Origin of the sequence: Octadecabacter antarcticus 307, from assembly GCF_000155675.2 — a bacterium.
Taxonomy (GTDB): domain Bacteria; phylum Pseudomonadota; class Alphaproteobacteria; order Rhodobacterales; family Rhodobacteraceae; genus Octadecabacter; species Octadecabacter antarcticus.
In genome coordinates, this window is sequence record NC_020911.1 from 3,155,553 (window position 1) to 3,167,571 (window position 12,019).

The window sequence follows — 12,019 nt, forward strand, 5'->3', positions numbered from 1 at the left end:
ATCATTCGGGATGGAACAGTTAAGCGTCGAAAGTCCAACCCCCAAATCCGATGAAAGCTGGGGCCGCCCCTCTCGTCGATACTGCGTATCAATTGACGGGCAGTGGTTAAACCACTGGTCGTGGCGATCCGCACCGCATCACGGCGAATCCTACGATTTCTTCCAGCACACCTGCTTCCATCGCAACCGTCGCGAATGTCCGGCGATGCATGTGTGGGTTATACTTGAGCCTTTCTGGCCTTGTGATGTGGCCTGACTCTGATTTAGGCGACGGAAAGACCCAGTCTCTGCTGAGGGGACGAAGCGGCGCCAAAATCTCATGGTGCAGTTGCGATATTGGAAGGTCGAAGCTCCGGCCATTCTTCGTCATTGGCAGATAAATCTGATCTTCCTGTATCTGTTCTACGACTTTCCAGCCGAACACTGGAAGCACATCCGCACGACAAACCCAATTGAAAGCGTCTTTGCCACCGTGCGCAATCGGACACGCAAAACCAAAGGCTGCCCGAGCCGCAAAACCGCCCTATCTATGGTCTTCAAGCTGATGATCCTTCTCGGGACATTGCTGCGCAATACCCTGTCAGGCAAGGGGCAGCCAAGAAGAAATGGCGAAAGCTCAACGGCACAAACCGACTGCCCGAAGTCATGCAAGGGGTTGAGCTCAAGGACGCGATCAAACAACCTCAAAACGCCGCCTAATCACACGGTCACCAACTTTCGCGCATAACTCGATCGAAACGTCTTGGGGTACTCTGACACCTAATTCGCGCACGCGACGCAAGGCACCAACACCCAAAACATAGTTGCCACAAAAGACAGCCGTCGTTTGCGGTGCGGCCTTCATCACTTGCTCGAACGCCGTGGCACCTTGTTCGATGCCGTATGTCGTTTCCAGAAAAAGCAGATCGGACGGGTTGAGACCAGATGCCTCCATCGCATCCTCAATCCCCAAATACCGCGCCTTCGAGCGATCGTTCAGACTGGTTTCTGCAGAAATGAGCGCGAGGTTGCGGTGGCCAAGTTCAATGACCTTGAGTGCCATCACATACATAGCCTATCGGTTGTCAAAGCCGATCGATGGCCGCCTTGGTTTTGTACCAAAGACCCATGTCACAAGCGCTGGTACGCGCTGCGCGTCGAGGAACCGGTAGACATCGGGGGCTCCTGCATGGCCAATCAAAAGCAATGCGTCGGCGCCGCGCGCTACCAGGGCGCGAATTTGCTCCTCTTCGATGTCAGGGCGGTATGATGTGCTGGCCACAAGCATCTTAAATCCATACTCCAGAAGCTCGTCTTGGAAGGCTTGCATGCCATGTGCAAAAAAAACGGCGTTTTCCGTCGTGGGGATGATTGCACCAATCGTGTTGTGCGCCGCGCAGCCATCGCCCTTGCACCGAAGTTGGGTGAAAAGCTTAACGCCTTGACCGGATGCATGACTTTCGTTCGGGTCCGTTCAGCAACCTGATTGCGGAAAATAAGACAGCGCGAAACGGTCGCCGCAGGCCCCTGCCGCAGTCGCAACGTCTTGCAAAGAAGGGGGCCACGGATCTTGCTTCATTCGGTCCCTTCGTAAAATCGGCCCTGCATTTGTGTTGGCTTTCCAACTTAGAAACCGAACGAAGTAGAACAATGTGGTAGAAGGACAATGTAAGAACTTGCATTTTGGAACTGTAAGGGCTTACATTGCAACTGTAAGGGCTTACATAACTTACAATTCGGACTTGCGACTGGGAGGAGACGCATCATGCCGCTGATCGGGGCACTACTATTGTTCGTGGTTTTTGTTGTGAACGTGGGGCTTGGTTCCGCGTCCAATTCCGCGTTCCTGAACGACGTGGGCGAGATGCTGGTTCTTTCCGGCGTCGCCGTTTTGTTCGTCATAGTCATTCTAAAAAAAGAAGCTGACGCTAAGAAATAGCTCAGCACAAAACCGTCCTGGGAGGACACTAAAATGAATAAAGATATTAAAGAATTGAAATCGGTTGAGCGCCGTAATTTCCTGAAACTCGCAGGGTCCGGCGCATTCACAGCTGCGATCATTGCAGGTGCTGCTGGTACGCTTTGGTCCACTGAGGCCGCAGCCCAGACCGCACAGGAAGAAGCTGATCGCGAAGCGGGTGCAGACCACGTGATGACCATTGCCACGGCCTATGTGCTTGGCGCTACACGCAGCTACCCGATCATGCAGTTGGACCTGAAGGAAAACATCCAGAACGCCACGAGCGGCAAGGTCTATGTCAAACTGGCACCTGGTGGTCAGCTTGGCGCAGGTGGTGCATTGGCACAATCCGTGCAGACGGGCACAATTCAGGCGGCTCAGCATTCGCTGTCCAACTTCGCACCCTTCGCGAGCGTCGTTGACCTGATCAACATGCCCTACCTGTGTGGTTCCAACCAGCGTTTCACCAACCTCGTGCATTCCGACGTTTGGGCACAGGAAGTGAATCCGAAAGTCGAAGCCGCCGGTTTCAAGGCACTGTTCTACGTCAACATCGACCCACGTGTTGTGGCTGTTCGCAAAGGCGGCGCAGGTGCGGTCATCACTCCGGGAGATCTGGATGGCGTGAAATTCCGCGTTCCGGGTTCGGCGATGTTGCAGCAATACTACCGCATGGTCGGTGCGAACCCGACACCCGTTGCATGGGGCGAAACACCGTCCGCGATTGCGCAGGGTGTGGCTGATGCGCTTGATCCATCTGTTGGCGCGCTTTACGTCTTTGGTTTCAAGGATCTGCTGTCCCACGTGACATTTACGCAAGCGGTTCCAGACTCTCAGGTTTATTCCTGTAATCTTGAGTGGTTCAATTCCATGCCTGCTGACGTGCAGGACGGCATCATGGAAGCGGCTGAAATCACCCGTCACCAGAACCTTGCTAAGGTGCCATCTGCGCGCAACTACGCTATGGCCGAATTGCGCAAAGCTGGCGTTGAATTCCACTCGCTGTCTGATGATCAGCTGGGTGAATGGCAGGCGGCTGGTGGTTACCAGTTGGCTGAATGGGACAGCTTCAAGACAGAGCTGGCCGGTTCCATGGACACCTTCGACAAGATCGAAGAAGCAGCCGGCACTCAAGGCCGCTACTACGTCCACGACGCTTAAAACCAAACGTAGTGGGCGCCCCGTGGCGCCCACTACCGCCTTGCGACAATCTTACATTTCTATAGCGCCTGATGTGGCCCAAACAGTCACATCCACGAGAAAGGACCGTCATGAACTTCTTGCACAGACTTAACCGCGACGCCGAGCGTTGGATGCTCTTGGTGTTTTACGTGATGCTGGTTCTGACCATGTCCATTGAGGTCCTGCGCCGCGAGATTTTTTCCTACTCGTCGATCTGGGGCGAAGAAATCGTGCGCTACTCATTTATGTATCTTGCGTGGATTGGTGCCGCCGCCGCCGTCAAGGAACGCGCGCACATCCGCATCGATGTTTTGATGCACTACGTCGGCCCGCGCATGAAGGCGCTGCTTTATATCTTTGGTGATCTTGTGATGTTCGGCATCGCAATGATCGCGCTTTATTGGTCGTGGGAAACGGTCCAAGTGTCGTGGAAATTCGGATCAGTCAGTCATGGGCTGCGCGTTTCTATGGTCTGGTTCTTTATGGCTGTGCCCTTGGGCTTTGCCATTATGATTGTCCGCCTCATCCAATCTTTGTTGCGCGACGTTCGCTCCCTTCGTGACGGAACCCCCGTCTACGAGGGCGACAAGCTTTTTGATTGAGAGGGGGGTAGTTCATGCTTTTTAATCCGATTGAACAAATCGTAATTCTTGGATGGGATTTTTATCTGCCCGTCATCGCCTTTGTGATCATGTGCGCCTTGGCCGTTCCAATTTGGGCCTCCATCGGTGTTGCCGCGACTATGATGTTGCTTATGGCAGGCGATCTGCCACTGGCCTTACTGGGCGAAAGTCTATTTCACGGCATTGATGCCTTTGCACTGACCGCTATTCCGTTGTTTATCCTGACGGGTGACGTTCTAGTCCGCACGGGTCTTAGCCGTAAATTCCTCGATGTGGCCGAAGCCCTGACGCAATTCGCCAAAGGCGGGTTCGGATCGGCCACAGTGCTGGTCTGTGGCATGTTCGCCGCGATTTCCGGTTCGGATGCGGCAGGCGCTGCAGCGGTGGGTCGTATGACAATCGATCGTCTGGTCGAAAGCGGCTATCCGCGCCCCTATGCCTGCGCCTTGGTTGCTGCGGGTGCCTGTACCGGCATCCTGATCCCGCCCTCGATTGCGTATATCATTGTGGGCCTGATCCTCGGAATATCCGCGTCTACGCTGTTCTTGGCTGCAATCATTCCGGGTGTGTCGATCTTGCTGGCGATCCTGATCACCAACCTCATCGTCAACCGCATCTATAATTATGAGGGCGGCGGCAACCTGTCTGCGCGCGAATACTTCTCTCGTCTTTGTCAATCACTGGCGTCGGGTTGGTATGCCTTTATCGTCCCCGGCATCATCTTTTACGGCATCTTTTCTGGCCGCCTTACCCCGACTGAGGCCGGTGCCACCGCAGTCGTCGTCACAATTGCCATCGGGTTCATCATAGGCACACTGAAACTGGCGCACTTTCCGGCCATGCTGGTCAGTTCCGCCAAGGTCAACGGCATCATTTTGCCCATCATCGCGTTCTCGCTGCCACTGGCACAGGCGCTGGCGATCATGGGGGTGCCACAGGGGTTCGTGTCTGCTGCGACCGCCATGACCGACAACCCAGCAATCCTGATCCTGATGATGATCGGTATCTTGATCGCAGCGGGCTGTGTGATGGAAACAACGCCCAACATCGTGATCCTTGCCCCGATCTTGAAACCACTATCTGACAGCATCGGGATGAACGAAATTCAGTTTTGCATCATGATGATAACGGCGTTGGGTGTGGGCTTTATCACACCACCCCTGGGTCTGAACCTGTTCGTGGTCGCGGGCATCAGCGGTGAATCCATACTCAAGATTGCTTGGCGGGCGATCCCGTTCGTATTGTGTATGCTGATTGTCGTCTTGCTTATCGCATTCATCCCCTCAATTTCCACAGTATTCCTACCGGAAATCTATAAATAGGGCTGAAAATACGGCTCGTTCCTTTTTTAAAAAAGCAACTTTGATGACGCAATCTAGCGCGTCCTAAAGCCGTGATATCGTTCAATGCATCCTGCGCGATATCATGGCAGGTGGCGATGACAAGACGTGTGATCGTGTTCCACAAAAGCTCAAATGAGACATCCAATTCACACGTGACAACGTGTAACGACTTACTTAAGCCCAAAAGGCGACTGTTAGCAATATCCAATATGAGATCACAACCGGTTCGATCGTTGGACAGAAAGCGATCCCCGTAGATGTGGCCGGATGCTATGTCCCCGGTGGTCGCTACAGCCATATCGCCAGCGCAATCATGACAGTAACAAAGGCTATGTCCGCATAACAGCAGCGTTCAGCAACGCTGTGTTTTAGATTCTGTTTTCAAACACTGTGGTTGGAAACTGTGTTGCGCTACTATCAAGTCAGTTTCATTTGACAGTGCCGTTAGAGTATCGATTTAAAAAGATGTAAACCCGCCAATGTCTGAGATTCATCCCCAAGAGATAGCCAACAGATAGCCTCCAAAGAGGATCAATCCGACGCCGGTTGACCGAACAAAAATCTGACCGTTCGGAATGAACTTTTCGATCAGCACGTAGATGGCAATGCCAACGATCCAGTATAGGTTCATGATCCCACCAACGAAGAGAAGTGCCATTAAGGCCCAACAGCAGCCCAGGCAGTAAACACCATGCCGCGCACCTGTCCGGAACGCACCCCAGGAACCCGGACGGCTATGTTCTGCAAGGAAAAATGCAGGCGACTTGCAATAGCGAAGACAGGATTCCTTAAGACTGGAAAGTTGGTAAAGGCCCGAACAAATCAAAACTATCGCTGCAAACGTGTGAGAGTTGACCGCCATCATTGGGCCGCTCAACAGGCCCCAACTCTCGGCTCCGAATTGTAATCCAGTGGCGGCGGCGCTGAAAAACGCCCAAGCAACCAAATACCCAAAAAGAAACAGAAAGCTGAGAGGAACAGCTCTGTCTCCTTCCGATCCCATTCGCTTAAGCGCAGTGTAAAGAAGCAGCATCGGAGCGGCACTTGGAATCATCATGGCGATCATCATGATCCACCACATGAGAAAAATTAGGACAACATATTTGCCTGTCCAAACTGGCTGCACGCCCATCGACATGGGTTCGCCAATCGGTTGCGCCATCCGCGTCATTTCCAACGCCGTCATGTTCATGCCAACGCCAAAATAGGTGTAAATTCCCGCAAGCAAGGCAATCAGAACCGCCGCGAAGGCGACAATGCGCTGATCCTGTCGGACCAGTCTTTCGACTGGTCCGACCTGTGATCGCTGAGTATTATTAAACATTTCTCAGGCCCGCGCTCAGGCAGTAACCCTGCCCTGGCCCGTCAAATGAAGACTGGCAAGATGCGCATGTGTGCCAGTGTTTTGAAGCAATTCGAGTTTACCGCCCGTCGTCTTCGTACGACCCTTAGCCATTTCAGCAAATCCGAACTCAAACCCGTGCGGCAACGCAATCCCAACACGGTGTGGATCACCTGAGACAATATTCGGGATCGGTTCTACATTGATCTCAAATATACCATCAACAACACCCTTACCGATGCGATCGTCCAAATTCATAGCCAGCGAAATCGGTTGGTAGAGTGTTTCATGCTTGTTCGGACACATTGCACTGAACACAAACCACATGGTGGCCATCTCCTCGGTGTCAGCCCCTGTCATGATGGCCTCAAGCGCTGTTCTTTGCGCATCATTTGCTTTTGGTTCGATAATGAGCTGCATTTCACCGTTGCCCTCATGAATAGGCCCAGGCCACTTAAAGACGCCCGCAGCCATCAAACCGTCCAGCTTTGTGTCGCCGTAATGACCTTTATTAACCCTGTAAACGACAGCAGCTTCACAAATTCCGTCCGTCGGCAAAACACCAAACTGACACGGGCATCCGAAATTGCAGTTACAATTTGCCAGTTCCTCGCCCTGAATGCTCCAGTCTTTCATAGCTTATTCCCCCTTTATGCGACTGCTTTGTGCAGCAACTTAAAAGCTCAATGCCCTTGCTGGGATAACATGCCTCTACGCGCCCAAAATCCGCGGGCACCCTTTTTTATCGTGAACGACGGTTAGCACAGTTATGTGAATGTGCCTATTTTTTAAGCAAAGTGGGCTCTCTAGGGGGATGCTGCGCTTTTTTTGGATAGATTTATCTGCACCAGAGTCCGCACAGCAGACCTTGGTGCACTCCACAGCGTATGACAGCTTACCACCCACAACGTCGAACACAACAAAAGTCAGCAACAGACCATAATGCAGACAGAGCACCAGCAAGCCTTGCGTAATCGAAGCCACTCTACCCATTTATGCTATGGGCAAAAGCTGCCTATGAGGAGCAGCAAACTTTGATATTGGGCGCGCTAGATACCCAATCCGACTTTATTAATTAGAAACTGTACCGCCACAGCTCCCAGCAAACTCGATGTCGGCAGAAAAGTGCGATGCTTCGAACTACCAAAACAGCATAATAATCCGTCCTGCTGCTTACCTAATGCTCCACAAGTCAGCAAAGTATTAAGTGAACCACTACCGGCCGAGGCCGGTAGCATCGCGATTAGAATGTAATTCCAGATACTGCAGGATGACATCGTCGGCGACATTTCCTGACGTTGTCGAGAAATATCCACAGGCCAAAAACCATACAATATGCCGTTTCAATGCGACTGCGAAAGAAGGTCGAAATGCTCTTCGCAAGCCTCAAACGCATTCTTGGGTTGGGACGGCAGATTGAGATGACGAGGACCACGCGGCGCAAATGACGAGTTCCTCCTCGCCGCGACCGCCCAAAACCGCCGCAAACTAGCCAAGATCTTTCCTGCACCGCAGCAAATGCGCAAAGCGTGACAAGAAAGGCGCTCGCGCCCTGTTCAACGCCCAACTTTCTGCGCCAGCAACACGGTGTTTTTCAACAAAATCGGCTTATCCTGTTGAAAAAATCTTGTTGATTTGAGGCTCTCCGGCTGATTCAATTATCCTTGATAACGGGGGGTGATTGCGATGTTGGGACCGAAGCAAGAGGCGCAAGGCGCGTTGTTTTATGAGTTTTCGATCGACGATCACGTCCCTCAGGATCACTTGCTGCGATCCATTGACCGCTTCGCTGATCTGTCTGGCATCCGTCAGCATTTGGCGCCATTTTACAGCAACACCGGCCGTCCCTCGATTGATCCCGAACTTCTGATCCGGATGTTGCTGGTCGGTTATTGTCTCGGCATTCGTTCGGAGCGTAGGCTTTGCGAAGAGGTTCATCTGAACCTCGCATATCGGTGGTTCTGCCGCCTCGATTTGACGGATCGCGTGCCGGACCATTCGACATTCTCCAAGAACCGCCCCTCTCATGGTTTGCAAGCAAACCACTGCCGGGCAGTGCATGGTCGTTTCCGCGACAGCGATCTGCTGCGTCACTTGTTTGAAACGACTGTGGCGCGATGCATGGCGGAGGGGTTGGTGAGTGGCCAGCGCTTTGCGGCAGATGCCAGTTTGATCGAAGCTGACGCTAACAAGCAGAACTCAACACCGAAGGCCGATTGGGATCACAGCGCGATCGACCCATCACAAGCACCGCGCGCTGTGATGGAATATCTTGGCGTTCTAGATGACGCTGCATTTGGTGCCGCCTCAGAAGTGGAACCCAAGTTCACATCGCATTCTGACCCAGCCAGCCAGTGGACCGCAGCACGCAAAGGTCCTGCATTCTTTGCCTATTCAACCAATTACTTGATCGACACGGGTAATGCCGTGATTGTCCCCTCTCATGGTTTGCAGCGCAAACGACCGCCGGGCAATGGATGTTGAGGCCACGCGGTCGATCTGTCAGGCCGAAGTTGGGTCCGTGCGCACGATGCTGGATCGCGTCAAAGATAGGTTTGATTTAGATCCTGAACGCATCATCGCAGATACCGCTTACGGGTCCGGCCCGATGCTGGGATGGTTAGTGGATCGTGGCATCGCCCCGCACATCCCTGTCATTCACTGCCCGGCAGTGCATGTTCGCATGCACGAAAGGGGATAAAGCCAGTCGCACCGATGGCACCTGGAGTAGGGAAGACTTTGAGTGGGACGCTGAGAACAACCAATACATCTGCCCGGAAGGCGAAGCGCTCAAGCAGTTCCGCCGCAACTACTCCGACCCCAGTCGAGGCCCCGACGGCAAGGGCGTCGCCAAGTATCAGGCGCTAAAGTTGTCGTGCCAAGCCTGTCCCTCAAAACCTAAATGTTGCCCGAATGCAGATGTGCGCAAGATCACCCGCGAAGAACACGAAGACGCACGACAGGTCGCCCGCGATATTGCTAAGACCAAGCAATATGTCATCTCAATGAGACTACGAAAGAAGGTCGAGATGCTCTTCGCTCACCTCAAACGCATCTGGGGCTAGGACGGCTTCGATTACGAGGACCATGCGGCGCAAATGACGAATTCCTCCTCGCAGCAACCGCCCAAAACCTCCGCAAACTAGCCAAGATCTTTCCTGCACCGCAGCAAGCGTGCAAAGCCTGATAAGAAAGGCGCTTGCACCCAGTTCAACGCCAGACTTTCTGCGCCAGCAATACGGTGTTTTTCAACAGAATCGGCCGGAAGCTGACTTACGCCGTGGCCGCATCCAATGACCGCTTTGAACCCTGCGCGACCAACGCTGCAATGCAATAACTTTGCACAATGGACAGGCAGTAAACATTCCCAGAGGCAAAATGCATAGAACCAGGATATAATGGCAACGGCGTTCACTCCAGTAGCTGGAATATTAGGCAGTTCCGGTATATAGTTGCGTTCGTGCACTGACATTTGAGTGTTTATACGAAGGGAAAAATAATGAAATCACTGTTTGCAGCTGGATGGCTTATCATTTCAATCGCAATATTTTTAGGCGTGTCGGCAGAACAAGTTAACGCACAATCCAATACGCAATGTGCCCTAACAATGCCGCAAGGGGTGAGTTATCATCAGTGCAGTTGCGCCCCAGATCAAGGATCGACTGCGCCATTCTGGGGGAATGGGCCTTATACGGCGGATAGTGATCTGTGCAGTGCAGCGCGGCACGCAGGTATTGTTGGCGAGCATGGCGGAGTGATCAAAGTTTTGCGGGTGCAGGGACTAGAAAGCTATTGGGGCAGCACATCAAATGGTTGGACATCGCAAGGTTGGGGAACCTTTACTTCTAGTATTATCTTTAACAGAAACTAAAAAATCGCTCCAAAAACGCTGCGGTAAGTCATTATTTTAATGTGAAACATTTGGCTCATCGCTGACAATAAAATCAGCAGGCTCGATGAACTATTGCGGCGTTACCTTGGCACGGCGAGTCTATAAGCTTGCTTGTCTTTCAAGATTGAGACAGGTTTAGGCCAGCTTATTGGCTCAATTTAGGGTAATTATTTCTAATGAAATTTTATAAAAAACTATGCCGAAGCTCTGTTCAGGCACTCTTTTTCTTTTATGTAACAGGGGCTTCAGCCCAGACATTGCCAAACGGGACCTTCGCCCAAACCAGTTGGGGTGCGATGGAGTTCAGCTGTATCAGTTCAGATCTTTGCTTTGCGTCATATGAAAATGGAACAGCGTTTCTGTATTTTTCCAGTCCCAATCGGGATGCCAACTTTCAGGGGTATTGGGCCGAAGCAGAGTCATCGGAACCTTGTGCCGACAACCTGCAATTTCCCAACATTGGCACAAACGCGTGGGGCCGGGTAAATTTATCATTCGACAATGACGGTGACACCTGGACGGGAGTTTGGGGATATTGCAACGCACCGCTAACAATGGACCTGGTCGGTGCACGCAGCGGTACGTCGCAAACGCAATCAACACAGACTGAAATAAGAGCAGAATGTAAAATTACTGAAGGCCGTGAAGTGCTCAGCGGGCCATGCCTGTTTGAAGCAAGCGAAGACGGGTCTTTCTATGTCGTAACTGATGAAATCCCTGGGTTAAGTGACGTAATAAGCAGCATCAGTGTCACCATTTTAGAACAAGGTATTGCCGAAGTCAGAGGCCTGACTAGGGATGGCATAAATTCTCGATGGGGCCCGGCACAGCGGTCAACAACCGACAGCGCCTGTTGGACAGGGGCAGATTTTGAAATTTGCGCTTACTAGGGCCAGGACCGTCGGTCCGTTCTCTCCAGACGCTGACGTCAGACACGCAAACGCTAACCATCATTCTGGTCAAGCCTCGGTTTCTTAGCTGCAATACTGAGCGTGATTTGAGCCCACTTTTAACATTCCAGATTGGAGGCTGATTGCAAAAAAAACGTCAGGTAATGTCATGGATGCTGTGGTACAGCCTGAATTATTCGCGTGGAATATATCCCGGATCAATTTGCCTACATGGATTAGTTCCCCACGCGGCATCCGCAATTTCACGGGCCCTAACGTTAGATTCTGGCCCGCTGTAATTGACTATTGCTATCGGGCAGGCATGGTCTGACCCAAATTTCATGATGTCCAAGCGTTGTCCCTTATATTCATCCGGTCCATAAATTGTCCGGAAAATAGCAGCGAACGGTGTCCAAACCCCATCCACTGCCTCAACCCGCCACTCAATAGTTATCACGTCTTCATCGTTGGCAAACAGATCACCAAAATGGCCGCTTACTGCCCACTTATAGTTGGGGTTTTCATTATCGTTTTCAGTCAAATAATGTTCTGTTTCAGGCGTGAAATATGAAGCATGTTCAGTCCTCTCAACCAAGAAGTCCGGTCCATTCTCCATCTCGCATCTTGATAAGGCCCACCGATCGCCGGTTCTCACAAGGGGGCAATCCTCAAACTTAAACTGATCATAATTGCTGGATATTTGACCCTGTGCAGATGCTTCTCCAACAAATATTAGGTTTGTAGACAAAAGAAGTGTCAAAACAAGGCTGGTTCGAAGCATAATAAGTCCTTAATTCGGTTTGAATTT

Annotated in this window: 10 protein-coding genes and 7 pseudogenes; 11 read left to right on the top strand and 6 right to left on the bottom strand. The window is 52.0% G+C overall.

Annotated elements, in window-relative coordinates; all coding sequences use genetic code 11:
- Window positions 1–148: 148 nt before the first annotated feature.
- Window positions 149–403: pseudogene (locus tag OAN307_RS28210) on the bottom strand (tyrosine-type recombinase/integrase); the annotation flags it as partial.
- Between OAN307_RS28210 and OAN307_RS30240 the strand changes: the two are divergent.
- Window positions 320–699, top strand: a pseudogene (locus tag OAN307_RS30240) (transposase). The pseudogenes OAN307_RS28210 and OAN307_RS30240 overlap by 84 nt on opposite strands.
- On the opposite strand, the pseudogene OAN307_RS26735 reads toward OAN307_RS30240, so the two are convergent.
- Window positions 674–1,309 (bottom strand): annotated as a pseudogene (locus OAN307_RS26735) (substrate-binding domain-containing protein). The pseudogenes OAN307_RS30240 and OAN307_RS26735 sit on opposite strands and share 26 nt — an antisense overlap.
- 3 nt (window positions 1,310–1,312) lie before the next feature.
- Between OAN307_RS26735 and OAN307_RS30975 the strand changes: the two are divergent.
- From OAN307_RS30975 to OAN307_RS26740, 6 genes and pseudogenes are all read left to right on the top strand, one after another.
- The gene (locus OAN307_RS30975; RefSeq protein WP_333783175.1) at window positions 1,313–1,465 is read left to right on the top strand and encodes a hypothetical protein; all 153 of its coding nucleotides are present in this window, start codon (window positions 1,313–1,315) and stop codon (window positions 1,463–1,465) included.
- A 279-nt stretch (window positions 1,466–1,744) separates the two neighbouring features.
- Window positions 1,745–1,918: a hypothetical protein gene (locus OAN307_RS29065; RefSeq protein WP_187292481.1), complete on the top strand. Its 174-nt coding sequence runs from the start codon at window positions 1,745–1,747 to the stop codon at window positions 1,916–1,918.
- A 33-nt stretch (window positions 1,919–1,951) separates the two neighbouring features.
- Entirely contained in the window at window positions 1,952–3,100 is a 1,149-nt protein-coding gene (locus tag OAN307_RS16175) for a TRAP transporter substrate-binding protein (RefSeq protein WP_015500700.1), read from the top strand.
- Between the two features lie 110 nt (window positions 3,101–3,210).
- Window positions 3,211–3,723: a TRAP transporter small permease gene (locus tag OAN307_RS16180; RefSeq protein WP_015500701.1), complete on the top strand. Its 513-nt coding sequence runs from the start codon at window positions 3,211–3,213 to the stop codon at window positions 3,721–3,723.
- Window positions 3,724–3,737: 14 nt separating this feature from the next.
- Window positions 3,738–5,066 (top strand): TRAP transporter large permease, encoded by a 1,329-nt coding sequence (locus tag OAN307_RS16185; protein WP_015500702.1) that lies wholly within the window; start codon window positions 3,738–3,740, stop codon window positions 5,064–5,066.
- 43 nt (window positions 5,067–5,109) lie between these two features.
- Window positions 5,110–5,427: pseudogene (locus OAN307_RS26740) on the top strand (histidinol dehydrogenase); the annotation flags it as partial.
- Between the two features lie 150 nt (window positions 5,428–5,577).
- Here the strand turns inward: OAN307_RS26740 and OAN307_RS16190 are convergent.
- From OAN307_RS16190 to OAN307_RS30250, 3 genes and pseudogenes are all read right to left on the bottom strand, one after another.
- Complete coding sequence (locus OAN307_RS16190) at window positions 5,578–6,411, bottom strand: DUF2182 domain-containing protein (protein ID WP_015500703.1); 834 nt, start codon at window positions 6,409–6,411, stop codon at window positions 5,578–5,580.
- Window positions 6,412–6,426: 15 nt separating this feature from the next.
- Window positions 6,427–7,065, bottom strand: coding sequence for a DUF1326 domain-containing protein (locus OAN307_RS16195; protein WP_015500704.1), 639 nt, complete (start codon window positions 7,063–7,065; stop codon window positions 6,427–6,429).
- Window positions 7,066–7,644: 579 nt separating this feature from the next.
- Window positions 7,645–7,755, bottom strand: a pseudogene (locus tag OAN307_RS30250) (IS200/IS605 family transposase); the annotation flags it as partial.
- Here OAN307_RS30250 and OAN307_RS28220 point away from each other — a divergent pair.
- The 4 genes and pseudogenes from OAN307_RS28220 to OAN307_RS27500 all read left to right on the top strand — a co-directional run.
- Window positions 7,752–7,962: pseudogene (locus OAN307_RS28220) on the top strand (IS5/IS1182 family transposase); the annotation flags it as partial. The pseudogenes OAN307_RS30250 and OAN307_RS28220 sit on opposite strands and share 4 nt — an antisense overlap.
- A gap of 153 nt (window positions 7,963–8,115) precedes the next feature.
- Window positions 8,116–9,616 (top strand): annotated as a pseudogene (locus OAN307_RS16205) (transposase).
- A gap of 312 nt (window positions 9,617–9,928) precedes the next feature.
- A complete protein-coding gene (locus OAN307_RS26745; RefSeq protein WP_015500707.1) occupies window positions 9,929–10,300 on the top strand; it encodes an LCCL domain-containing protein in 372 nt (123 codons plus the stop codon).
- Between the two features lie 197 nt (window positions 10,301–10,497).
- Window positions 10,498–11,211, top strand: coding sequence for a hypothetical protein (locus OAN307_RS27500; protein WP_015500708.1), 714 nt, complete (start codon window positions 10,498–10,500; stop codon window positions 11,209–11,211).
- A gap of 193 nt (window positions 11,212–11,404) precedes the next feature.
- Here OAN307_RS27500 and OAN307_RS16215 read toward each other — a convergent pair whose 3' ends face one another.
- Window positions 11,405–11,992: a hypothetical protein gene (locus OAN307_RS16215; protein ID WP_015500709.1), complete on the bottom strand. Its 588-nt coding sequence runs from the start codon at window positions 11,990–11,992 to the stop codon at window positions 11,405–11,407.
- Window positions 11,993–12,019: the final 27 nt, after the last annotated feature.

What these genes read in the sequence shown, in the direction of transcription:
- OAN307_RS16185 (WP_015500702.1), top strand. Translation starts at nt 3,738, where the DNA reads ATGCTTTTTAATCCGATTGAACAAATCGTAATTCTTGGATGGGATTTT.
- OAN307_RS27500 (WP_015500708.1), top strand. Translation starts at nt 10,498, where the DNA reads ATGAAATTTTATAAAAAACTATGCCGAAGCTCTGTTCAGGCACTCTTT.
- OAN307_RS16180 (WP_015500701.1), top strand. Translation starts at nt 3,211, where the DNA reads ATGAACTTCTTGCACAGACTTAACCGCGACGCCGAGCGTTGGATGCTC.
- OAN307_RS29065 (WP_187292481.1), top strand. Translation starts at nt 1,745, where the DNA reads ATGCCGCTGATCGGGGCACTACTATTGTTCGTGGTTTTTGTTGTGAAC.
- OAN307_RS16215 (WP_015500709.1), bottom strand. Translation starts at nt 11,992, where the DNA reads ATGCTTCGAACCAGCCTTGTTTTGACACTTCTTTTGTCTACAAACCTA.
- OAN307_RS16195 (WP_015500704.1), bottom strand. Translation starts at nt 7,065, where the DNA reads ATGAAAGACTGGAGCATTCAGGGCGAGGAACTGGCAAATTGTAACTGC.
- OAN307_RS26745 (WP_015500707.1), top strand. Translation starts at nt 9,929, where the DNA reads ATGAAATCACTGTTTGCAGCTGGATGGCTTATCATTTCAATCGCAATA.
- OAN307_RS16175 (WP_015500700.1), top strand. Translation starts at nt 1,952, where the DNA reads ATGAATAAAGATATTAAAGAATTGAAATCGGTTGAGCGCCGTAATTTC.
- OAN307_RS16190 (WP_015500703.1), bottom strand. Translation starts at nt 6,411, where the DNA reads ATGTTTAATAATACTCAGCGATCACAGGTCGGACCAGTCGAAAGACTG.
- OAN307_RS30975 (WP_333783175.1), top strand. Translation starts at nt 1,313, where the DNA reads ATGTGCAAAAAAAACGGCGTTTTCCGTCGTGGGGATGATTGCACCAAT.